Genomic DNA, 21,095 nt, shown 5'->3' with positions numbered 1-21,095 from the left:
GGGTGTCCAAACAGATGAGGGCGCCGCACCGGCGCCCGGACGGACGCCCAGGGAGGTCCTCATGTCGGACACCATCAGCCCCGGCTCGGGCGGGAGCGAGTCAAGCCCGGTGGGCAAGGCCCTCACGGGCCAGGCCGGCCCCGGGACGACGCCCGGCACGCGGGGCCGTACGACCATTGCGGACGGCGTGGTCGAAAAGATCGCCGGTATGGCCACCCGTGAAGTGCCGGGCATCCACAGCCTCGGCTCCGGCGTTGCCCGCACGCTCGGCGCGGTCACCGACAAGGTCTCCGGCGGCCGTCCCAGCGTGGCCCGCGGAGTCAAGGTCGAGGTGGGCGAACGCCAGGCCGCCATCGACCTGGACGTGGTCGTGGAGTACGGGCTTTCCATCGTGGACATCGCAGCCGACGTCCGCACCGGCGTCATCTCGGCCGTGGAAGGCATGACCGGCCTCGAGGTCGTCGAAGTCAACATCGCCGTCGATGACGTCCACCTTCCCGACGAGGAGGACGACAACGAGGACGGCGAGGGACGCGTGCAATGACCCCGAACACCCAACCGTGAATTCAGGTGAGTGAAATGAGCGCAGCAACCACGGGCCTGCTCGCCGGCATGGCCCTGGGCTTCGCCGCATTCTTCGGCGGCTTCTGGGCGTTCCTGCTCGTGGCGTTCCTGGGCCTGGTAGGCCTGATCATCGGCCGCGTGCTGCAGGGCGACCTGGAGCTGTCCGACTTCACGCGTTCCCGGAACCGGCAGTGACCTCGCCCTCGGGATCTGCAGCTGCTCCGCACCCGGCAGCAGCCCGCTCCAGCCGGCCGGTCCTGCCGGCGGCCGAACGCGGGGCCACGGTGATCCCCGAGAAGGTCATCGCCCGCATCGCGGTTCGTGCCGCACAGGAGGCGCTGGGCGCACTCACCGACACCTCCCACACCACCAACACCTCCACGGCTCTGGCAGGGCTGGCTGCTCCTCGCGCTTCGGTCACCGTGGGCAGCGGCGCAGCGCGGCTGGGTCTGACGCTGGGCCTTCCCTACCCGACGGACCTCGCCGGAGCCTCCCGCCACGTCCAGCACTACGTCAGCGAGCGTGTGGCCCATCTGACCGGGATGCGCGTCACCGAAGTCACCCTTGCCATCGAGCAGCTGGCTCTCGCCGGTGGCTCGCAACACGGGCGCGTGCAGTGAGCCGCGGCCGTCCCCGCCGAACAGGAGAGCAGGCATGGAACGCGACCACCGTTCCGCAGCCGAGAAGGACCAGCTCCCGGCAACGGATGAGGTCACCTCACGCACGGTGGGGCTGCTGACCGAACAGCCTTCGCCCGGCCCCCGGCCAGCCCCGCGGCGCCCGTGGTCCGACCGCCGGACACCCGCCGCGCTCACGGCCCTGGTCGTCGCGGCCGTGGCGGGCACCTTCCTGTTCGACGTCCTCAGGGTTCGAGCCGGCCGGCCCGCCGCAGCATGGCGCAGGCACCTGGCCGACGAACTGGCCTCCCGTCCGCTGGAGGACCCCCTGGTGCAGGCTGGTGGGGCCGTCATCACCGCCCTGGGGCTCTGGCTGATCGTCCTGGCCCTGAGCCCGGGTCTGCGCAGCCTTCTGCCCGTCCGGACTCCAGCCGCGCAGATGCACGCCGTCCTGGACCGCGAGGCCGCGGAACTGCGGATGCGTGACGCCGCTATGCGTGTCCCCGGAGTCAGTGCCATCAGGGTCCGCTTCTCCCGGAGGCGCGTCACGGCACGCGCGGAGGTGCGATTCCGCCCTCCCGGGGACGTCAGGGTCGACCTCCGCAACTCACTGCGGGAGGAACTGGACCGGCTCGCCCTCGCCCGCCTTCCGTCACTGGAAGTCCGGGTACGTCCGCACCACCGATGATCACACCCGGGCGGCGGGGCATAGGGGAGACATGGGGAGAAGGGGAGATGCGATGAAGACGAAATCCGTCACCAACCGAGTCCTGCTCCTCCTGGCAGGCGTCGTCCTGCTCGGCACGGGCCTCCTGGTCCTGGCGGGCGGCGTCGACCTGTACCGGCGCTGGCCCCTGACTCCGCCCGACGGCTGGCCCCTCACCACCCCCCAGGACGTGCTCCTCGACGACGCCGACCGCACCCGCTGGACGGACGAAGGCTGGTGGTGGCCCACGGTCGTCGCCGGACTGGCCGTTCTCACCCTGCTCGCTCTCTGGTGGCTCCTGGCGCAGTTCCGCCGCACTCACCCCGGCAACCTGTCGGTGGGAGTCCCGGAGCAGGACGGCGTGGAACTGCGCGAGGACGCCCTCAGCGACGCCATGACCGCCGACGCCGGGCAGCTGCCGGGTGTCCGGCGAGCTCGTGCGCGGATGGACGGCTCCTCCCACCATCCCGAAGCGCACATCGACATCACCCTGAAGCCCGACGCCGAGCCCGGCTCCGTCCTGCAGGCGCTGTGTGACGGGCCGCTGAAACGTGCCCGCCAGTCGACGGGGCGGCCACTTCCTGCCCGGATACGGCTGCGGATGACCCCGCACAAACCCCACCGCGCCCAATAGCAACGCCGCCGTCTGCCGGGTGCGGGAAATCGGGTGAGGCCCAGAAGGGCCCTAGGCCCGACGCGCGTCCGCCGTGCAGGAAGCCCCCGGCCGAAGTCGGACGGCAGACCAGTGGCAGCCCTCTCGGTGCGGGCCTGCGCCTTCGGGGCCGGTCTGCTGGCAGCGGCCTTGATTCCGACGACGGAAGCCGAGGAAGACCTCGGCCGACTGGTGCGCGAGCGCACCGAGGACCTCCTGCAGCCGGTCAGGCAGACGGTCGTTGAGGCGGTGCAGGACGTCAAGGAGAGACGCGCGAGCCCGCGGCCGACGCCGTCGAAGCGCTGAAGACGACTGCCCAGGAGGCGGCGCAGACCGCAGGAGACGAGCTACGGAGCAGGGGCCGGGAAACCGCCGAGGGACTGCGCGACATGGGGCAGGAGACTGCCGAGGAGGTACGTGGTCCGGGCGCCGCAACGGAAGGAAACGGGCAGCCGCGCAGGAGCCTGTCCGTCCACCCCGAGATCAACCCGGCCTCCGGAATGGCTTCCTTCAGTAGGGCGGCACGACTGGGTGCCCTCTCGGCGCGGGCCACGGGCACAGCGTCGCTCTGACCCGGTCACCGCGCTGACCGAGCGGTTTCCTTCCCGCACCGGCGTTACCTCTGCGATCCCCCGCCGTGCCCCGGCATCGACCTTGCGGTCCTTCACCTGGGAGGGACCACGCTGCCGGCGGTCTGCTCGTCACGATGGACGCCGAGCAGCGGGTCGAACTGCCCCGGCTGCTGCGTCCCTCCCGGCTGGTGCCGGTGCACTATGACGAGTAACCCGTGATGAAGTCGCCGCTGTCCGCCCTTCTCGCCGCCGTACGGCGGGAAGGCCTTGCCGCCCGGGTCGTGCACTGCCCTCCCGGCGGCACAACCGTCCTCCACCCTGCGTTCTGCGTTCCCCGCGCCCTGACCATGGCCGCGTTCGGCCCCTCCGCCGACTCCCACGACGGCCCGCGGAGCGACGGTTTCGGCCCTTACGGACCGGGGACGGGCACCACAGCTGAACGGTGGTGACCTTGCGGGCGCGCTGACACCGCGGCAGCTGACACCGCTGCAGGAGTCCGGAGGCTCCTGGCGGGCGTCAGCACGGTAGGCGGACGTCTGCCCAAACGGTCTTGCCCGGGCCGTGGGATTCGCTTCCCCACTGCTGGGCGAGGACGTCGACGAGGAACACGCCGTGGCCACCGGTGGCATCGGGGCGGTGTTCGCGGAGGCGGGGCGGGTCGGGGCTGGGGTCGGTGACGGCGACCCGCAGCAGGTGCCCGTGCCAGTCAAGGGTGAGGCTCAGGATGCCGCCACCGTGCTTGGCTGCGTTGGAGAGCAGTTCCGCGGCGACCAGTACGGCGTCTTGGCCCTGGCCGAGCAGGTCCCAGTCGGTGAGCGTCCGGCGTACCCAGGCGATGCCCGTGTTGCAGGTTTTCGTGTCCGCACACTCGTTCTCGAAGGCGATTTCTCGGTGGCGTATGGCAGACGGCGGAAGACCCATGGCCAGTCCCTGGCGGCCGAAGGAGTATTGCTTCCCGCCTGCCCGCCGCTACCAGGGCCACACCGGCCACGGCCCGTGGATTACGGCTGGAGTCCGGCCCGAGCCACGGCTTCCGCGATGGTGGAGTGGATGGTGAAGAGTTCGGCAGCGCCTGTCATGTCCAGGACGCGGCGGACGGATCTGCTGGGGGAGACCAGAACCAGCGGCATACCGTAGGCGCCTGCGGCATCGCGCAGCGTGAGGAGGACGTTGAGGCCTTCCGCGGTGAACAGCTCCACCGCGTCGAGATCCACCGCGAGCAGGGCCGGACGGAGGGCGAGCGCCTCGCGCAGCGCCTCATCGCCGAGGGCCTTGGTGCCAGTGTGCACATCACCGGCCATGACGCACACGACGGCATCACCGACACGCACGATGTCGGTCTTCAGCCCTGGCGCCGGCATCGGCAAGTCCGCCGGGTCCCTGTCCATGCCCGCCTCCTCCATGCCACCTTCCGCGCCCGCCGCGCGCACAGCGCCATTGCGGGGCGGTCGGCGTCCTGCCCGGCCCAGCCGCCGGGGGCGGTCTTCGACCAGGGGTGCCTCCACCGTACGCCCGACGAACGGGGCCCCGCCGCATCGGCGGCGCTGGCCGAAGGTCCCTGTACTGGGACCGCCCACGGCGACCGACGACTCCTGACGCTCGTCTCCGCCTGCCATCCCCGGGGCCCTGCGGCAGGTGCGCTGGACCAAACCATGATCAAAACACCGTCTTCGCAGACCTATCCGTTCCCTGCGATGGTCGACGCGCTGCTACCAGGGGTCGTGGACGTCCCTGGGCCCCACAGGCCAGGCCCCGCGCATCACAGGCCGGCCGCGGCCTTCTCCCGCAGCGCCGCCCACGCCCGCGGGCCCACCTCAGGGCGCAGCAGCACATCCGCCGCTGTGCAGGCGAGTGCTTCCGCCGCCGCGAGCACGACGCGGCGACCGCGGAATGACGCCGCTGCGGCGGCGAAGAGACGGGTGTGGTCGGAGCCGTCGGTCGCATCCATGATGGCGATGAACGGGTGGATGGCCGGTACGCCCGTGCTCACGTTTCCCATGTCGGACGACCCCAGGTACACGCCGGGCTCCGGTTCGGTCAGCTGGATCCCGGCCCGCGCCAGGTGCCCGGCGAACCGGCGGGAGAGCACGGGGTTGTCGCGGAAGTGCTCGTAGCGCCCGCCCACCCGCTCCGCGGTGACTTCGGTCCCTGTGGCTGCCGCCGTCCCTTCGGCGCACCGCCACAGCTCGCCTTCGAGAGCTTCCAGCGCGGCCGTGGTCGCGCCGCGGATCCCGAACAACCCCTCGGCGTACTCGGGCATGATGTTGGTGGCCCGACCGCCGTCGCTGATGATGCCCTGGATGTGGGACCCGGGCGCAAGCCGACGGTGCAGCACCCCCAGCGTGTTGAACAGCTGGATCAGCGCGCCCAGCGCGTCGATGCCTTCGGTGGGGTTGGCCGTCGGGTGGGCGGCGCGTCCGTGGAACCCCACGCGCACCTGCGAACTGGCCGTGAGCGGCGCCCACGACCAGCTGTAGACGCCGGGATGCATCATCAAGGCCGCGTCCACGCCGTCGAACGCCCCGGCTTCCACCAGTGTCACCTTGCCGCCGCCCCGCTCCTCCGCGGGTGTGCCGAGGGCCAGCAGGGAGCCCTCCGGGTCGCCGAGAGCGGCCCGCAGGGAGAGGGCGGCCCCCAGGCCGGCCGCGGCGATCAGGTTGTGCCCGCAGGCGTGCCCGAGCCCCGGCAGCGCGTCGTACTCCATGAGCAGCGCCACCCGGGGCCCCCGGCCGCTGCCGGCGGCAGCCGTGAAGGCGGTGGGCAGTCCGGCCGTCCCGCGGTCGACCCGGAAGCCCTCCTGCGCCAGCTCCGACGCGAGCAGCTCGGCCGCCCGGTGTTCCTCGTACGCCGACTCGGGGTCACGGTGCAGGGTGAGGGCGGTGTCCCACAGGCGATCCGCGCGGGCCGCGACCTCCTGGCGGATCAGGTCGTACACCGCGCCCAGACCGTCCTCCACGGGATGGGCGGCGGAGGACACCGGGTCCGGACGACCGGGGTGGCCGGGGACGGGAGGGTCGAGGTGGTGGGGCACGGTATGCCTCCCTACGGTGTGGGGCGCCTCTTGTACGTGTTCCACGTCAGCGGCCCCCGATGCGTGGTCTCCTGCTGGGTGAAGAAGGAAGTCGTTGCTGCGCCGGACGGATACGCACGCACGGATCCGTGCCGGGCCGGCCTACGTGCACGACGCGGCGGCCATCGCACGTGCCCGACGGAGCGGCGAGTGCGGACCTGGCCCGGAGGTAGGGGCGTGCAGCGTGAGAGCTGCGGGCGGTGGCTCGTAGCGGCTGTGCGTGACCTCACCGCGTAGGGGCGCCCTCCGGTCCGACGATCGTGCAGGCGTAGCCGAGGGAACGGACCGAGTTGCCCAAGGGCTTGCATCAGCGAGCGGCGGGCAGATCCGCGCCCTGGCGCCTTATGGCAGCGTGACCACCCGGGTACCGCAGGCGAGGGCTTCCACCGGGGTGTTGTCGGCGCTCGCTCCGGTCAGGAGCAGTGGGGGGACCGGTCCTCGGCGCGGCTGCGGGTGCTTACTCGTCGTCCCCATCGCCGTGCCGTGGGAGTCAGGAAAAGACGCCGATCAGCAACTGCAGACCAAACATGAACATCATGCAAAAGCCGAAGGCGGCAAGGAGCCATTGGGCCACCCCGCGCGGGGCGTCGAACTGGACGAAGTAGCCGCCGACGCCCGCGATCCCCAGAAGGCCGCCACACCAGAAGACGGGGCCCTCGTGCCACTTCGCCAGCACGGCTATGGCGGCCGACAGCAGGACCAGTGCCACCACTTGGCCCCGCGTGGCCAATCCGCGTGTTGCGTCCCCCGTATGAGTCATACGGTTGATCTTATCCGTCCCTGCGGAAGCCTCGGCGCCAGTGGGGAGAGGGCGGGAAGCGGCACCATAGGCGTCACGCGGTACCAAGGCCATCGCTACTGCGGCCCGCACCCTCCTCGTCTGGGAAGACAACCGACTTGTGCCCCCTGACCACGGACCTGGGCAAAGTCCTGCTGCCCACGGCCGTAGGACCGCGGCATGGCTGGCGGGAATGCCAGGCACACCTGTCGGAAATCACCGCACAGCATGCGGAAAGGGCCCGCGCAGCAGCCCGAATCGTTAACCCGCTAACGGCCGGCTCCGCTACGGTGGGATCACCAGTCGTGATTCCACCGTGGAGGCCGGTCATGAGCGAGACCCCGTGGACCATCGAACGGATCTGCGAGGCACTCGGCAGCCCCGACCTGGCCCAGCGATTCCTCTCCGAGATCAACAAAGCGCCTGCCCACGAACTCCTCACCGTGTTCGCGAAGTGGGAGCGGATCGCGAAGAACACCATCCTTGCCGTCGAGCGCGGCCGTGCCCTCGCCGCCTTCGACGACCGTGGCGAGCGGTTCCCCGGCGAGTGGGCCGACGCCACTCACCGGATCCTCGATCAGAGCGGATCCGCACGAGGCGCCGCCTGAGGCTGAGAGTATGCGTGTGTGTACGCGCTGAAACTGGACCCAGCCGCAGAGGCCGTCTACGACGCCCTTCCTTCGCACGCAAGCAAGAACCTCACGCGATCCCTCGCCCTTGCATGCGAGCGGCCCCTCGACGCGACGCACTCGTACGGCGTGGACGATAAAGTGATCCGACAAATCCTCACTCCCGAAGTCAGAGCCATCCTCCTCATCGGGCACAACACCCGGACCGTCGCCGTGCTCCAACTCGACTACCTGGGTTCAGCCTCCTGCACCAGCCGGGATCCGAGCCGGAACCTCATCTCCCCTCGCGGCGCGCTGGACCTCTTCCGCGGCAGCGCCCGATCCTCGGGGACTTCGAGCAACACCATCAAGGCTCGAGCCGCGCCTCAGCGGATCGAGTCGTGTGGAGCCTGGCATTGGGTGTCCGTGATGTCTGCCGCCGGCGGACCGGGTCCTGCAGGTTGCCGTGCCCGACCGCACCCACCCCACGATGCGGCCGCCGCCGCCCGCCCCGCTCTTCGGGATCTGCCCGGCTCCCTTCTGCCGGCTCATACAGTGCCTTGGACCGCTTCTGGCGCTTGAGCCGTCGATAGTGACGGAGCGCTGGTCCCGGTCCGCGCCCGGCGGGTCCGGGCTTCGTCGGCGAACGTTCGGGCCATCGTCGAGGCGGACACCCGCTTGGTGATCTCATCGGCCGCTCGATCAAAGCGACTCGGAGGATGATGAACGCGGACGGGACGGTGCCTACCTGGGCACGAGGCTGATCGTCCCGCACCGCAGAGGAGCCGGACGGCCACTCCTGCGCGGCCAGGAGGAGGCCGACGCCGAACACCGGCGGGTGAGCGCCCGCACCGAGTACGCCTCCGCCTGCATGAAGCCCTGGAATACCCGGGGTGCGGCGACCAGCGACAGCCCGGCGGGCAGTGGGCCGATCACCGCGAGGTTCCCCGAACCTGTTGCGCAGCTCCATCGCGGCGTACGGGCACGCTCGCACCCGTACGGTTCGGCCGGACCCGCGTGGGGGAGGACCCCGCGGGTGTTCCCGGCCGAGTGCGTCCTCACTCGTGTGAGTGGGTGGTCTTGCCGTGGTGTTCGTAGAGGCGATCGGCGAGCAGGGCGTGGGCGAGGGTGCCGCCAGCGCGCACTGAGGCGGTGACGAACGCGGTCTCGGCGAGTTCCTCGGCGGTGACGCCGTGCCTGCGGGCCGCGGCGGTGTGCACGTCGAGGCAGTACGAGCACTGCGTGACGAGGGCCACCGCCACCGAGATCAGTTCGCGGTAGCGGCGCGGAACCGCACCGTCCTCGCGGTCGACCGCGTTTTGGAAGGCGAGCCAGGCGGCGAACTCGGGCGCGGCGGCGCCGCCGACGGATCGGGCACGGTGCAGGTCGTCGGGGTGCGCGTACATGGGGACTCCTTGCGGAAGGTGTGGAAGGTGCGGGAGTTGTGGTCCCGGGAACGGATCCAGCTCACCGTGAATCCCCCTGCTGCGTCCAAGACCGTTTTCGTAGGGGCGGTGCGGTTCTCGGTATCGTGGCCGGTCATGGACTTGCGGACGTTGCGTTGTTTCGTCGCGGTGGCGGAGGAGGGCCACTTCGGCCGGGCGGCCGCGCGGCTCCACCTCGCCCAGCCGCCCCTCAGCCGCAGGATCCGGGAACTGGAGACGGACCTCGGTTGCCGCCTGTTCGACCGGATTCCGACCGGAGCCCGCTTGACCCCGGCCGGGGAAGTCCTGCTCGCCGAGGCGCGCGACCTCCTGGAGCGGGCCGAACGCGCCCGGGAGCGGGTGCGCGCCGCGGAATCCGTACGAGAGGTAGTCCTGGGCACGGTCGCCGGGGCGGGTCTGGACGCCGGCCACGCGGCACTGGCCGTACTGCGGACCACCCACCCCGCGTTGCGGGTCCGGCTACGGGAGGCGCCCGTTACCGACCCCACGGGCGGACTACGTGAGCGGCAGGCCGACCTCGCGCTGACCCGGCTCCCCTTCGACACCGCCGGACTGGCCACACGTCTGCTCGGAGTGGAGCCCGTGGTGGCGGCGCTGCGCGCGGACGATCCGCTGGCCGCCCGACCGCGGCTGCACGTCACGGAGCTCGCGGGACGCCCGCGTTTCCGGTTGCCGGCCGGGACGGACCCGCGCTGGCGTGCGTACTGGCTCGCGGCCGGCGAGGACGCCCCCGGCCCGGTGGTGACGTCCGCGGAGGAGTGCCTGCACGCGGTTCTCTGGGACGGGGCGGCAGGCCTGATGCCGGCGGGGGCTGCTCGGCGGCACGTCCGCCCTGGCATCGTCTTCGTCCCGGTCGACGGCCACCCGCCGAGCCGTGTCGTGTTGGCCCGCCGCGCGGGTCCCGCCGATCCGCTCGCTGACGCGGTGGCGGACGCTCTGGCCGACGCTTACGCGGACGCGGCGTCCGCGCGGTCACCCGTCGGCGCGAGTGGCGACGCCGGGGCCGAGGCCTGAGCCGAAGCGCGGATCTTCGCTGGACTCCACCGACAATGCGGCCATGTGGTAGCGGATGCCGATCGCGCGGGCCGGGAGCATCAGGGGGCTGGTGACGTCGAGCCAGAAGAAACCACAGACCGCGGCGGGCGTCGGGCAGACGGGCGTAGGCCCGCAGGTTCGTCTCTGTGAAGGCGGGGGCGGCAGGGGCGCTCGCAGCGCTTCGACCGGCCGCATGACGAAGGGGTGAGGCGGACCCACGCGGCCTCGTCGAACCGGTCGACGAGCAGCCCGGGGACAGCAGGTCCTGGATGGCTTCGGACGGATAGCGCCGGTGAACCAGCGTCTGTTGCCGCCAGTGCATGGTCAGCACGGCCCGGGTGACGTGCGAAGCCCCGTACGGCGTTCTACGGATGGGCGCGGGGCCGTATTGGCGCCGTGGTGGTCATGGGACAACGAAGGACGGGCGAACCGGGCGTCGACGCCAACGGCACACGGCACACGGCACACGGCCCCGGGCCGCCCGGTTGCGCGCCCGTGGTCGAGGAGGCCTCGCGCCGTCGCCGCACGGTGGCGGCGCGTCCGGTCGGCCAGCAGCCGAGAAGTGCGTACGTCATCTGGTCGGCCTGCGTCGGCCGGGGAGAGACGGATGCGATGCCAGCCGGCCCATTGCGGCAGGACAGTCACGGCGCCCTGGCCGGGCATCCTCCTCGCCGTCGCGGCGGCGGTGTTTTCACCGCGCGCTGTCGCCGCCCAGCGGAGGTCCTGTGCACCCGGCACACACTCCCCGGTACCGGCACTCCATGCGGAGCCCCTCGTCGGGGCCGCCGCCGGGCCCGGAAGGGCGAAGGCCGCCAGGGCGCGACGCCGGACGCCGTCTCGGTGTCCGCGCGTGGGGGAGGAGCGCGTCGCCGCCGGTGCCAGATGTGGGACTGCCGGGGCCGGGCATACGACTCTCGCAGCCCCGCCATGCGGGGCCGACCAGACCAGCGACGCACCCCGCCGCCCGCGGTTCCGCCGACAACCAGGAGCAGACCCCGACGTCCGCGTAGCGAACGACGCCTTCGCCCCGCGCCGAGACGTATGCGAGCCGGTGACACGCGGTCGCTCGACCGCCCCGTCGAACAAGACGGGGGCTGCGGGTCCGCATCGTCGTCCGACGTCCATACAGGACGGGAGGGCCCGATGCCGCTGCCAACCGGATGATGCCCGTCGCGAAGGACGTCTTGGTCGCGGTACGACTGACAAGGGCGCGCAGGCTCGGTTGCCGACTCGTGCAGCACCGGATGGTCGTTGCCGCACCGGCCCGCGGACTATGCAGGAGGCGACCGGGTAGCCGGGCGCGTCCCGGAGGGATCTGCGATCATTTCAGGAGGTGACCGCTCATGGCCATCAGGTACCCGAGCAGTTGTCCTGTGCTGGATCGGCTTCTCCGTACGAGGCGGCGCCCCATGATCGCCCGCGCCGCGAACGTCGGCCAGCGGCGCGAGACCTGCGACGAGCGGGCCGACCGCCTCTGGCTGGCGTTGATGCACGAAGTCCGGGTGCTCCTGACCGCCGTGCAGCTGCTCTTCGCTTTCTTCCTCGCAGTAGCCTTCACCCCCGCCTACGTCCGACTGGACCACACCGACCGCACCCTCTACCTCCTGTGCCTGTTGTGCGGGGCGGGTGCGATGGCGGCGTTGACGGGCCCGGTCGCGCTCCACCGGATGGTCACCGGGCTGAAGCTGAAGTCGGAGACGGTCGCCTGGGCCTCCCGCCTGGTCGCCGCCGCCCTGGTCCTGCCGGTCCTGCCCGCAGATCGGCCTCGCCGGGCTCCGGGCCGGTGCCTTTTGGGGGCCAGCCGGTGCCCGGCGGCTTCCGGCTCGGCGTCTCGTCGGGGACGGCCAAGCCCCAGGGCACCCGGACCGTCCTGTGGGCGGAAGAGCTTCGAGGACGCGGCGGCATCTTCATCTGAACTGCCGACCTGACACAGGATCGAGAACCACTGCCGATTTGCCATCACAGAGGCCCCCACGCCCGGCCGGGCACGGGTAGCGTGCCGGTATGACGAGCGACGGCATACCTGTGACGGTGGAACAGATCGGCGCGGCCCTGGCCGCGTTGGGCGTACACGACGGCAACAAGACGCCGGTCGACAGAGCCGAGAGCATCGCGCTCGGCAATGCCGACTTCCACAGGCTACGGCTGCTCAACACCCTGCTGGGCGTGGTGCAGGAACAGGCGAAGCTCGCCGACGAGGCCGAGGTGGATGGCGAGGACCTGTTCACCGCATGGTTCGAGCAGCTGAAAGCCGCCGACGCCTGGGACGACGCGGCGCGGCAGATGGCGTTCCTGGGTTGGCAGGTCCGACGGGCGGGCATCCCGCTCTACTTGATCGCCAAGGATCCGGACGCCGGGGCGTTCGTGGTCGCGGCCGCGCACGCTGCCGAGGCACTGCACGTCATGCTGGGTGTGATCGCCGTGAGCGACGAGGCGAACGCGGTCGGCGACGCCGCAACCGTCCTCGCCCAGCTCAGGCCGATGAAGGCGGCCCGGGAACTACTGGTGGCCGCCCTCGACAACGCCGACATCATGCTGGACTCCATCACATCGGCCGGCCAGTAGCCTCCGTCAATCCCGACGTCACCGGGACGCCAGGGCGACTTCCCCGACACATCCACCAGTCTCACCGTTTCCACCGACGCGGTCCCCGTGCCGCCATCGCCGACTTCGCCGCCCTCGTCCAGGTTCGTTCAAGCCGCATGAAGGTAGGGGGCCCGTACTCCCGACTACCTGTAGTGCGCTGTGGAGGGTACGCCTCCAGGCCGTCGGCGAGGGCCTGGAGGCGGGCTGCCGGAGCGGAGTCCGCCTGGGCTAACCTCCGGATGCGTGATCCGATCGACCACGCCGTGCGGTCGATGCGCATTCCGGTCGGAGGAGCCGATCAGCGCAGTCCGGCGAAGAGGTCGTTCTCGGGTATGGCCGCGCCCGTGGAGTCCAGGACGCGTACGAAGGTCTCCATGCCCATCAACTCGCCGAACCTCTCCTTGCCCATCCTGAGGAAGAAGATGTTTTCGCCTTGACTGGCGTGCGCGGCCAACGCGTCGAACTTCTGACCGCTGAACGCGGTGGTGTCCACCCACGTGGTGATCTCATGGTCGGGGAGGCCGATCTCGGCCATCGCGGCGGCCTCGGCAGGGTCCGGCTCCGGCATGTCCTCATGGAACTCGCGCATGATCTCGCCGAACCGGTGCATCGTCGAGCGGGGCACCGTGGTCCAGTACACCTTCGGTGCCAGGCCGGTCATCTCCAGCGCCGCCATCGTGATGCGGTGGGCCTGGATGTGGTCGGGGTGGCCGTAGAAGCCGTTCTCGTCGTAGGTGACGACCACATCAGGTCGGTGGTGCCGCATGAGTTCCGCGAGTCGGGCCGCTCCTTCCTGTACGGGGGTCTGCCAGAAGGACCCGGGGGCGTTGTTGCTCGGCCAGCCCATCATCCCGGAGTCGGCATAGTCCAGCATCTCCAGGTCACTGACCTTCAGGACGTCACAGCTCTTCTGCAGTTCTTGACGCCGCATCAAGGCGACCGCCGCCGGGTCGTGCCCGGGATCGCCAGGCTTCACACCCCCCGGTCCGTCGCCGCAACTGCCGTCGGTACACGTGACGAGTACCGTGCGGACACCTTCCGCTGCGTACCGTGCGAGGACTCCTCCGGTTCCGGTGGCCTCGTCGTCGGGGTGGGCGTGTACTGCCATGAGCGTCAATGGCCGGTCGGTCATAGAACAGTCCTCCTGCTGAAATACGTATGCGTCCGAGTGCGCCTCGGTCGATGCAACCTCGCCGGCCGGACCGCTTGTTCCCGCGGCGGCCGCTTGGCGTTCCAGGCATCGGCGTTTCAACCTGAACGAGGTACGAGCGCGACCTCCATGGTGAGCGCCACATCGGACCCGCTCGGCTTGCTCGTGGTCCGCCGGGACCGCGACGGGGCCTCAGCGGGCCGGGCAGGGGCAGGGCGGACGGAGACGCATCCCGAGGGCGCGAGCACCCGTGCACACCTACCCGCCCCACCAGGGGAACCCCTTCGCCGCCTCGGACGGCCGCGGCGGCGGCTTCATGGACCACGTCGGCGCCTCCCAGCCGGTCCAGTCCACCGACGCCTTCACCGCCACCGCCCTGCTCGCGCTCCCCCCTGCTGCCGCACCCCGGTACGCCAGCCGGCGGAATGCTGAGGTGCCCGCGGGCATCCGGCGGCCTCGCTGGTGGTTACCGCCGGCAGGGGGCGGACGCACCAGTTCCGGTTCGATATCAGGCGGCCCGCGAACACGAGCGCGCTCGCCGAGGCCCATGACACCGGGGCCGCGGCGTGGACGACAGCACCGACGACCTGATCGCGGTCCTCGGCTCCCTGGCATCGCGGTTGTCGACCAGATCACTCCGTTACGGGCAGGCACTCGGCGAGCAGGTTGACGATGTCGTGCCAGGCTCGCTGCGCGTGCCGGGGGTGGTAGCCGACGCCGGGGACCACGGGGTGGTCGACCGGCGGGTGGTGGAAGGCGTGCAAGGCGCCGCCGTAGACCACGAGGCGCCAGTCGACGCCCGCGGCCTGCATCTCGGCGGTGAACGCCTCCCGTTGAGCGGGCGGCATGATCGGGTCCTCCGACCCGACCCCGGCCCACATCGGGCAGCGAATGTGCGCCGCCTCGCCTGGTCGGCCCGTGGTCAACGCGTTGACTGTCCCGATCGCGCGCAGGTTGACGCCGTCGCGCCCGAGTTCCAGCCCGACGGCACCCCCGGTGCCGTAGCCGACAGCGGCGATCCGGTCGGGGTCGGTCCGCGGCTCGGCGCGCAACACGTCGAGCGCCGCATGACCGATGCCCCGCATCCGGTCGGGGTTGGCGAGCAGCGGCATGCAACGGGCCAGCATCTCCTCGGGGTCACCCAAATAGCGCCCGCCGTGAAGGTCGAAGGCCAGCGCCACGTATCCCAGCTCGGCGAGAGCATCGGCCCGGCGGCGCTCGACGTCGCTGAGCCCCATGCCCTCCGGCCCGAGCAGCACCGCGGGCCGGCGAGCGACTCCGGCCGGGAGTGCGAGGTGCCCGATCATCGTCAGACCGTCGGCCGGGTACTCGACCGTGCGCGTTGTGATCGTCGTCATGCGACTGGACTGTAGTGATCGTCGAGTCCGGTCGGGCCGCTGTTCTGCCGCTGGCAGAACAGCGCGGGTGTTCCTCTGCAATGCGGCGATGGCTCACGATCCGCCACGAACCCCGTTCCCGCGGCAGCGGTTTCGGGTCACCTGCCCGGGCCGCGGCGCTGGAGGTGGACCTGCCGGTTCTTCCACCGTGGGCATACCCCGCGCCGGACGAGCAGCCATCAGATGCGCCATCGGTCGCTACGGGGCGCACGCCCTCACAAAGACCTGATCCGGCGGCCGCCGGGCATGGCACCGTCCCCCGTGCAGCACTCGGCGGCAACTGCGGGCTCCGTCGGGGATATCCGGCAGAGTTCCTGGTGGACCAGCAGTAGGAACTCCCGCTCCGCACCCTGGGAGGCAGTCGGCGTAGGGCAGCGGGCAGCAGGGCGGGGTGTCGGTGGAGTCGTGGCCCTCGATGTCGACCGGCGCGGACCTGCGGTGCCGTCGAAGACGGCGTGCCGCTGCTTCTCGCTGTCCTGTACGGGTCGACGGCGCGGAGCCCGTGGTTCGGGTCACTTCGCCGTCGTCTCCGGTTGCCGTGATGTCGGCGGGTGGAGCATCTGGCGGAGGATGCGGGGGTGGACGAGCTTGAGGGGAGAATCAACGAAGGAGAGTGATCTGAGTACCGCGGATGCGGTTCTCGGGTCGCTTGCGGCAGCGGCCATGAGACGGCGGAAGGAGGAGCCGAGAAGCCGAGCGCTGAATCCATCCTGTACGAGGCTGTAGTCGCCGATCTTGGACAGCCACCAAGCCGGATAGGTCGCGTCGTGTGCAGAGGAGAAGTAGCGACGAGCCAATGGCTTGGCGTCTTCCTCGGCAAGGCATTCTCCGAGCAAGACGGCTTCGCGGGCGGCCAAGGAAATCCCGGCGCCGTAAACGGGGTTGACCGAACAGAGAGCATCCCCGACGGCCAGCAGCCCATCAGGGAAGCGCTTCAACCGGTCGTAGCGGCGTCGGACCCCACAAGGGAAGCGGTACACCGCGATCGGATCCAGCGGTTCGGCACGCCGTAGCTCGCTCACGACATCGGGAGGGGCGATCGTGGCGGCGAAATCCAGGAACTCCTCGTCGTCCACAGGAGTCCGGTGGTTGCCGTAACTGTGCAGGGACACTACCCAACTGCCGTTCTCCTGCACTGCGAAGACCATCCCGCGTGGCTGTGACGAGGTAGCGCCGATCATGATGGCCCGGTCGGCGCCGAGCGCGTCGGACGGGAGCGCGAAATGCCGACTGGCGTAGGTGACGTTGATCCGGGTGCGCTCCTCCGGGGCCCTTTGATAGCCCATCTCCTCCAGCCAGGCTCCGCTTCGCGCACCGCGGCCCATTGCATCGACCACGAGGTCCGCTTCCAGGACCTCACCACCAGTTTCTGCACCCCGTGGACACAGGCCTACTCCCCGTACAGCCGCCTCTCCCCGGGCGCCCTCGGTGACCAACCCCGTGACCTCTACGCCGTCGCGAAGGGAGAGGGACCTCAGCTGCAGAGTGCGCTCGCGGAGCCTGGCTTCCAGGAACGGCCGTGATGCCATGATCCCGTCAACTCCCGCGAACCGCTGGGGCAACGTGTGACCGTGGTAGGTGATGCGGCTCTGACTGCCGAGCTCGGCGCTCACGGCACCGCCGGCCAGACACTGGTCGATCAGTCCGGGAAACAGCTGTTCCATCTCCTGTGCCGCGCGTGTCAGGACGGTATGGATGTGCGGACTCTGCGGGACTCCCCTCCTGCCCCTACCGTCTGCGCCCGCCCCCTTGATCTGGTCGCGTTCCACCAGTGTCACTCGGGCGAAATGACGGGTGAGTACGGCGGCGGTGCACAGCCCCGCAACACCCGCGCCCAGTACGACGGCGTGGTCACGGACAGCAGGGACCTCGGCGCGACGCATCGAGACGACCTCCAACGGATCGATGGGAGGTTTGCGGCCGGACCGGTTTCGTTGCCTGCCGGAAGCAGCCGCCTTCGTGCCGGCCGGCTGTTCAGGGCAGGTATTCGGTGCGGTCGGGGTGGAGGACCACTGTGCCGGAGGTGAGACCGTTCCAGGTGTGACCGACGCCGTTGTAGCGGCCGGCCAGGTAGACCGAGCGCAGGTAGCCGGAGCAGAACATCTCCAGCCCCTCGAGGAAGGCGATGACCGCGGGTTCGGTGGCTGCTGCGGGGGAGGCCAGTGTGGCGGCACGAGCGGCGTACAGATCGCGTTCGGCGGCCAGGATCAGTGAGCTCAGCCGGTCAACGGCTCCCTGGAGGTTCTCACCCGGCTGTTGGAGGAAGACCGTGATCGGATTGATCGACGCGTCGCCGTGGAAGTGTTCGCGGCGATAGGAGAACAGGTCGTTGACCAGGAGGACGTGGCGGATCGCGACGTTCACGGTGGCTCGGAGCGCGGGGCAGGTGGCCAGCGCGGAGCTGACGTCGATGCCCAGCGCGTACTCGATCAGGACCATGACCAGGCCGCGGAAGCTGGTGCCCACGTGCACCTGCTGGTAGGTGTCGAAGTCCGGCACGGTGCCCGCGGCGCGCAGGCCGTCTTCCCGCATGCACCCGTCGGCGTATTCGGACAGGGCATGCAGGAGCCGTTCGCCCTGGCGCGGGCTCAGGTGCTGGTGCAACCGGGTCATCAGGTCCAGCAGCTCCCGCAGGACTTCGGGAGCCGTGCCGGTGGCGTCACCGGTAGGGCCGGACTTGAGGGCGTCGAGTACGGGTTCCAAGAGGGCCCGGGTGGCGGATCCGGTGCGATCGGTGGCGCGGACGTCGTCCAGCACGTTGTCGACGGCTCCGAAGAACTGCATGAGGTCGGTGATCAGGCCGAGGCGTTCGAGCGGGGTGTCCGGGTAGCACCACAGCGCGAAGTACTCCGCGTGCTCGGCGATGAAGAGTTCCAGGGCGGCGTCGTCGGGCAGGATGCAGCGCAGGTGGGTCCGGCACCAGTCGGCGGTGCGCCGCGTCTCCTGCCTCGCAGCCGGGTGCAGGCGCGGTGCGGGCAGTTGCACGGTCAGAACCGGGAGGGTGAAGGCCAGAGGCCCGTCCCGATCTTCGCCTCCGGAGACGGCCGACGGGGAGAGAGACATCGTTTCTCCTGTCACATCGTGGGGGTCAGGACGTACTCCCGGCCTTGGACAGCCCTCGGCCTTGCGCTGCGGCCCGTCCTCGACCGCATCCCCCTCCACACCCGTGGACGGGAAGACGGCGGAGCCCACCGTGCAGTCCGCCACGGGCCTGTCCTGCCGGGTCAGTGATCACGGCAGGTCACCAGATCGGCGAGGGCGCGTAGCTCGGCAGCCGCGGTCCGCTGCGGCCGCGCGGCCGCAAGCTCCTCCAGTGCCTGCCTCGTGTGCCGTTCTGCCGCGCGCACTGCCCATCTGCGCCCACCGGCCTCCTCGACCAGGCCCGCCGCCCGCGCCACTTCCGCCGTGCCCAGCGGCCCGCCCCCGGCGTACAGCCGGCCCAGCTCCCGCCCCGCCGCACAGCCGGAAGCGAGCGCCGCGGCGATCGGCAGGGACTTCTTCCGCGCCGCCAGATCCGCCCCCGCCGGCTTGCCGGTCCGTACCGGATCACCCCAGATCCCCAGCACATCGTCAATCAGCTGGAACGCAGCCCCCACATGCACCCCGAACGCGCGCAGACACCCCACCCGCTGCCCGTCCGCGCCACCGGCCACCGCCCCCAGCGCACACGAGGCGGCGATCAGCGCGCCGGTCTTGCCCTGCGCCATCGCCGTGACCTCCGCTACCGGCACCGACGCCACCTCGCGGTCCTCCAGCAGCGTGTCCATGTACTCGCCGTCGATCAGCTCCTGCACCGCGCGCGTCAGCATGCCCGGCCCCGCCGCGCCCAGCGGCCCGGGAGCCTCGGCGACCGTCTGGACGGCGAGGAAGAACAACGCGTCCCCGGCCAGGATCGCCGCCGGCACCCCCAGCGCAGCCCACACCGCCGGCCGCCCCCTGCGCAGCCGGTCTCCGTCGATGATGTCGTCGTGCAGCAGGGAGGCGTTGTGCACCAGCTCCACCGCCACCGCCGCCGCGACTCCCGCCTCTCGTGCCCCGCCCACCGCCTCACACGCCGTAAGCACCAGCGCGGGGCGCACCGCCTTGCCCGCCCGCCCACCCTCCAGCGGAGTGCCCGCCGGGTCCCACCAGCCGAAATGCACCCCTACCGGATGCCGGATCGCCACCGGCAGCCTTTCTACCGCAGCCCGCAGCACCGGGTGCGTCAACACCTCCGCATCCCGGATCACCTGATCCGCGCCCCGCACCGTACCCGCCGAGGACACCACCGTCATTCCCGTCGCCTCCCACTGCCGGAAACCCGATGAGCCACACGTCGTCCCAGCTCCGGTCGCCTCATGAGGCGACCGGCAACACCGCTCTGCGCTGTTCTGCCACTGACGCGTCCTCACGCGCCAGCGGCAAGAAGGGCATCTCAGCCAGCCCTCGAACAGCGAACCACCTGCAACCCACTTTGAGTGCGTAGGCGCACAACACGCTTTCCCCGCGTGACCCCGGCACCCCACGCCCGGCGGAGCCCCTCGTCCCGGCCGGCGGCCCGCAGGCGGTGACACGCGACCAGGGCGTAGCCGACAACGGGGGCTCCTGAATGGTGTCGGAGACACCGCCTCGCACTACTCCGCTCGGGTGGTGGGCCGTGGCGTGGGCGCCGAGTGGTGCGCCGGAGCGCACTGACGTGGACGGCGGCTGGTGAGACGGCTCGGGGAGTGGACACGGACCGGCTCGCGAAGGGCGGTCGGGGCTCGCTGAGCCGGCCGCCCGCGGAGACGGGGGAGCCCGGCCCAGGGTGGTACTGGCTTTCCCAGGGAACGGCAGGCTCTGGTTGGCCGTTCCGGCCGGGCACAGAGTGGTCTGCATCCGCCCACTGCACTGGCCCACCGGGGCACCCGGCCGGTCCATCGGAACCGGCCCGCGCAGCAGAAGACCCAGGAGCATCCCATGAGCTACCCCGCCCTCGCCGCCCGTACCGCCGTCGTCACCGGAGCGGCCAGCGGCATGGGTGCGGCCACCGCCCGCCTACTCGCCGCAGGTGGCGCACGCGTCGCCCTGCTCGCCCGGCGCACCGACCGGCTGGACGCACTGACCGCCGAGCTCACCGCCGCCGGAGGCCAGGCACTCGCCGTCACCGCCGACGTCACTGACCAGGCCTCCGTCGACGCCGCCGCCGAGGCCGTCCACGAGGCCTACGGGCAGGTGGATCTGGTCGTCAACAACGCCGGCGTGATGCTGCCCAACCCCCTCGCTGCGGGTCGGCTCGACGAGTGGACCCGCATGATCGACACCAACCTCACTGGCGCCCTGCGCGTCATCCGCGCGTTCACCCCCGACCTCATCGAGGCCGCCGCCGCCGGCCGCACCGCGGACCTGGTCAATGTCTCCTCCATTGCCTCCCACGTCCTCTTCCCCGATTACGCCGTATACGGGGCCACCAAGGCCGCCCTCACCCAGCTGTCCGCCGCACTGCGCACCGAGCTGGGCCCGCGCGACGTCCGCGTCAGCACCATCGAGCCGGGCCTGACCGACACCGAACTCGGCGGGCACATCGACAACCGGGAACTGCGCGACCAGTTGGACGGAATGTTCAGCGCGATCCCGGCCCTCGCTGCCGAGGACATCGCCGATCTCATCGCGTACACCGTCAGCCGTCGCCAGCACGTCAACCTGCGCCAGTCGATCGTCCTGCCCACCCGCCAGGCCTGACACTTGTCCCGACCCCATCGGGGCCGCCTGCGGAGGCGTGCTCATCGCGTGACCAAGCGGTAGGACAGCGTCCCGACCAGTGGTGGGGGGGGGGGGGGGGGGGGGGGGGGGGGGGGGGGAAGAGAAGGAAAGGAAAAAACAGACAAAGGACCGAACAGCAAAGACACACCAACCTCTCCCTCCCCCCTCCTCCCCCCCCCCCCCACCAGGCGCGT

General features: G+C 70.8%; 21 protein-coding genes. 11 read left to right on the top strand and 10 right to left on the bottom strand.

Annotated elements, in window-relative coordinates; translation table 11 throughout:
• The first annotated feature begins 61 nt into the window (after window positions 1–61).
• From ACZ4VL_RS13425 to ACZ4VL_RS13400, 6 genes are all read left to right on the top strand, one after another.
• Complete coding sequence (locus ACZ4VL_RS13425) at window positions 62–544, top strand: Asp23/Gls24 family envelope stress response protein (RefSeq protein WP_468199274.1); 483 nt, start codon at window positions 62–64, stop codon at window positions 542–544.
• Window positions 545–579: 35 nt separating this feature from the next.
• Complete coding sequence (locus ACZ4VL_RS13420) at window positions 580–759, top strand: hypothetical protein (protein WP_385805212.1); 180 nt, start codon at window positions 580–582, stop codon at window positions 757–759.
• Window positions 756–1,184, top strand: coding sequence for an Asp23/Gls24 family envelope stress response protein (locus ACZ4VL_RS13415; protein ID WP_468199270.1), 429 nt, complete (start codon window positions 756–758; stop codon window positions 1,182–1,184). The genes ACZ4VL_RS13420 and ACZ4VL_RS13415 overlap by 4 nt, the downstream gene beginning before the upstream one ends.
• A 34-nt stretch (window positions 1,185–1,218) precedes the next feature.
• On the top strand, window positions 1,219–1,869 hold the full coding sequence (locus ACZ4VL_RS13410) for a DUF6286 domain-containing protein (protein WP_468199269.1): 651 nt from the start codon (window positions 1,219–1,221) through the stop codon (window positions 1,867–1,869).
• A 52-nt stretch (window positions 1,870–1,921) separates the two neighbouring features.
• Window positions 1,922–2,521 carry an alkaline shock response membrane anchor protein AmaP gene (gene amaP, locus ACZ4VL_RS13405; protein ID WP_468199266.1) on the top strand — a complete coding sequence of 200 codons (600 nt, stop codon included), beginning with the start codon at window positions 1,922–1,924 and terminating at the stop codon, window positions 2,519–2,521.
• Between the two features lie 111 nt (window positions 2,522–2,632).
• The gene (locus tag ACZ4VL_RS13400) at window positions 2,633–2,845 is read left to right on the top strand and encodes a hypothetical protein (protein WP_468199264.1); all 213 of its coding nucleotides are present in this window, start codon (window positions 2,633–2,635) and stop codon (window positions 2,843–2,845) included.
• Window positions 2,846–3,627: 782 nt separating this feature from the next.
• On the opposite strand, the gene ACZ4VL_RS13395 is transcribed toward ACZ4VL_RS13400, so the two are convergent.
• From ACZ4VL_RS13395 to ACZ4VL_RS13380, 4 genes are all read right to left on the bottom strand, one after another.
• Window positions 3,628–4,032 carry an ATP-binding protein gene (locus tag ACZ4VL_RS13395; RefSeq protein WP_468199262.1) on the bottom strand — a complete coding sequence of 135 codons (405 nt, stop codon included), beginning with the start codon at window positions 4,030–4,032 and terminating at the stop codon, window positions 3,628–3,630.
• Between the two features lie 80 nt (window positions 4,033–4,112).
• Window positions 4,113–4,499 (bottom strand): STAS domain-containing protein, encoded by a 387-nt coding sequence (locus ACZ4VL_RS13390; protein WP_468199259.1) that lies wholly within the window; start codon window positions 4,497–4,499, stop codon window positions 4,113–4,115.
• A gap of 371 nt (window positions 4,500–4,870) precedes the next feature.
• Window positions 4,871–6,067, bottom strand: coding sequence for an amidohydrolase (locus ACZ4VL_RS13385; protein WP_468199454.1), 1,197 nt, complete (start codon window positions 6,065–6,067; stop codon window positions 4,871–4,873).
• Between the two features lie 604 nt (window positions 6,068–6,671).
• Complete coding sequence (locus tag ACZ4VL_RS13380; RefSeq protein WP_468199257.1) at window positions 6,672–6,893, bottom strand: hypothetical protein; 222 nt, start codon at window positions 6,891–6,893, stop codon at window positions 6,672–6,674.
• Window positions 6,894–7,288: 395 nt separating this feature from the next.
• Here ACZ4VL_RS13380 and ACZ4VL_RS13375 point away from each other — a divergent pair, with 395 nt between their 5' ends.
• The gene (locus ACZ4VL_RS13375; RefSeq protein ID WP_468199255.1) at window positions 7,289–7,567 is read left to right on the top strand and encodes a hypothetical protein; all 279 of its coding nucleotides are present in this window, start codon (window positions 7,289–7,291) and stop codon (window positions 7,565–7,567) included.
• Between the two features lie 1,058 nt (window positions 7,568–8,625).
• Here the strand turns inward: ACZ4VL_RS13375 and ACZ4VL_RS13370 are convergent.
• Complete coding sequence (locus ACZ4VL_RS13370) at window positions 8,626–8,973, bottom strand: carboxymuconolactone decarboxylase family protein (RefSeq protein ID WP_468199252.1); 348 nt, start codon at window positions 8,971–8,973, stop codon at window positions 8,626–8,628.
• A 135-nt stretch (window positions 8,974–9,108) separates the two neighbouring features.
• On the opposite strand from ACZ4VL_RS13370, the gene ACZ4VL_RS13365 reads away from it, so the two are divergent.
• From ACZ4VL_RS13365 to ACZ4VL_RS13355, 3 genes are all read left to right on the top strand, one after another.
• Entirely contained in the window at window positions 9,109–10,026 is a 918-nt protein-coding gene (locus tag ACZ4VL_RS13365) for a LysR family transcriptional regulator (protein ID WP_468199250.1), read from the top strand.
• A gap of 1,430 nt (window positions 10,027–11,456) precedes the next feature.
• Window positions 11,457–11,975: a DUF6328 family protein gene (locus ACZ4VL_RS13360; protein WP_468199247.1), complete on the top strand. Its 519-nt coding sequence runs from the start codon at window positions 11,457–11,459 to the stop codon at window positions 11,973–11,975.
• 76 nt (window positions 11,976–12,051) lie between these two features.
• The gene (locus ACZ4VL_RS13355; RefSeq protein ID WP_468199245.1) at window positions 12,052–12,612 is read left to right on the top strand and encodes a DUF6245 family protein; all 561 of its coding nucleotides are present in this window, start codon (window positions 12,052–12,054) and stop codon (window positions 12,610–12,612) included.
• Window positions 12,613–12,931: 319 nt separating this feature from the next.
• Here the strand turns inward: ACZ4VL_RS13355 and ACZ4VL_RS13350 are convergent, their stop codons facing one another.
• The 5 genes from ACZ4VL_RS13350 to ACZ4VL_RS13330 form a co-directional block, all read right to left on the bottom strand.
• The gene (locus tag ACZ4VL_RS13350) at window positions 12,932–13,765 is read right to left on the bottom strand and encodes a PIG-L family deacetylase (RefSeq protein WP_468199243.1); all 834 of its coding nucleotides are present in this window, start codon (window positions 13,763–13,765) and stop codon (window positions 12,932–12,934) included.
• A gap of 650 nt (window positions 13,766–14,415) precedes the next feature.
• Window positions 14,416–15,141 (bottom strand): dienelactone hydrolase family protein, encoded by a 726-nt coding sequence (locus ACZ4VL_RS13345; protein WP_468199241.1) that lies wholly within the window; start codon window positions 15,139–15,141, stop codon window positions 14,416–14,418.
• 551 nt (window positions 15,142–15,692) lie between these two features.
• The gene (locus tag ACZ4VL_RS13340) at window positions 15,693–17,078 is read right to left on the bottom strand and encodes an NAD(P)/FAD-dependent oxidoreductase (protein ID WP_468199239.1); all 1,386 of its coding nucleotides are present in this window, start codon (window positions 17,076–17,078) and stop codon (window positions 15,693–15,695) included.
• Between the two features lie 76 nt (window positions 17,079–17,154).
• Window positions 17,155–18,243 carry a terpene synthase family protein gene (locus tag ACZ4VL_RS13335; protein WP_468199237.1) on the bottom strand — a complete coding sequence of 363 codons (1,089 nt, stop codon included), beginning with the start codon at window positions 18,241–18,243 and terminating at the stop codon, window positions 17,155–17,157.
• 161 nt (window positions 18,244–18,404) lie between these two features.
• Complete coding sequence (locus ACZ4VL_RS13330; RefSeq protein ID WP_468199235.1) at window positions 18,405–19,454, bottom strand: polyprenyl synthetase family protein; 1,050 nt, start codon at window positions 19,452–19,454, stop codon at window positions 18,405–18,407.
• A 664-nt stretch (window positions 19,455–20,118) separates the two neighbouring features.
• Here ACZ4VL_RS13330 and ACZ4VL_RS13325 point away from each other — a divergent pair.
• The gene (locus tag ACZ4VL_RS13325; protein ID WP_468199233.1) at window positions 20,119–20,880 is read left to right on the top strand and encodes an SDR family oxidoreductase; all 762 of its coding nucleotides are present in this window, start codon (window positions 20,119–20,121) and stop codon (window positions 20,878–20,880) included.
• Window positions 20,881–21,095 lie beyond the last annotated feature (215 nt).

It is taken from the genome of Streptomyces sp. NPDC029014, from assembly GCF_055564695.1.
This window is presented reverse-complemented; position numbering and strand designations above follow the sequence as displayed.

Bases quoted from the DNA above. Each gene is read 5' to 3' on its own strand.
- ACZ4VL_RS13425 (WP_468199274.1), top strand. From the start codon at position 62: ATGTCGGACACCATCAGCCCCGGCTCGGGCGGGAGCGAGTCAAGCCCG.
- ACZ4VL_RS13420 (WP_385805212.1), top strand. From the start codon at position 580: ATGAGCGCAGCAACCACGGGCCTGCTCGCCGGCATGGCCCTGGGCTTC.
- ACZ4VL_RS13410 (WP_468199269.1), top strand. From the start codon at position 1,219: ATGGAACGCGACCACCGTTCCGCAGCCGAGAAGGACCAGCTCCCGGCA.
- amaP (WP_468199266.1), top strand. From the start codon at position 1,922: ATGAAGACGAAATCCGTCACCAACCGAGTCCTGCTCCTCCTGGCAGGC.
- ACZ4VL_RS13395 (WP_468199262.1), bottom strand. From the start codon at position 4,032: ATGGGTCTTCCGCCGTCTGCCATACGCCACCGAGAAATCGCCTTCGAG.
- ACZ4VL_RS13390 (WP_468199259.1), bottom strand. From the start codon at position 4,499: ATGGACAGGGACCCGGCGGACTTGCCGATGCCGGCGCCAGGGCTGAAG.
- ACZ4VL_RS13375 (WP_468199255.1), top strand. From the start codon at position 7,289: ATGAGCGAGACCCCGTGGACCATCGAACGGATCTGCGAGGCACTCGGC.
- ACZ4VL_RS13370 (WP_468199252.1), bottom strand. From the start codon at position 8,973: ATGTACGCGCACCCCGACGACCTGCACCGTGCCCGATCCGTCGGCGGC.
- ACZ4VL_RS13365 (WP_468199250.1), top strand. From the start codon at position 9,109: ATGGACTTGCGGACGTTGCGTTGTTTCGTCGCGGTGGCGGAGGAGGGC.
- ACZ4VL_RS13360 (WP_468199247.1), top strand. From the start codon at position 11,457: ATGATCGCCCGCGCCGCGAACGTCGGCCAGCGGCGCGAGACCTGCGAC.
- ACZ4VL_RS13355 (WP_468199245.1), top strand. From the start codon at position 12,052: ATGACGAGCGACGGCATACCTGTGACGGTGGAACAGATCGGCGCGGCC.
- ACZ4VL_RS13350 (WP_468199243.1), bottom strand. From the start codon at position 13,765: ATGACCGACCGGCCATTGACGCTCATGGCAGTACACGCCCACCCCGAC.
- ACZ4VL_RS13345 (WP_468199241.1), bottom strand. From the start codon at position 15,141: ATGACGACGATCACAACGCGCACGGTCGAGTACCCGGCCGACGGTCTG.
- ACZ4VL_RS13335 (WP_468199237.1), bottom strand. From the start codon at position 18,243: ATGTCTCTCTCCCCGTCGGCCGTCTCCGGAGGCGAAGATCGGGACGGG.
- ACZ4VL_RS13330 (WP_468199235.1), bottom strand. From the start codon at position 19,454: ATGACGGTGGTGTCCTCGGCGGGTACGGTGCGGGGCGCGGATCAGGTG.
- ACZ4VL_RS13325 (WP_468199233.1), top strand. From the start codon at position 20,119: ATGAGCTACCCCGCCCTCGCCGCCCGTACCGCCGTCGTCACCGGAGCG.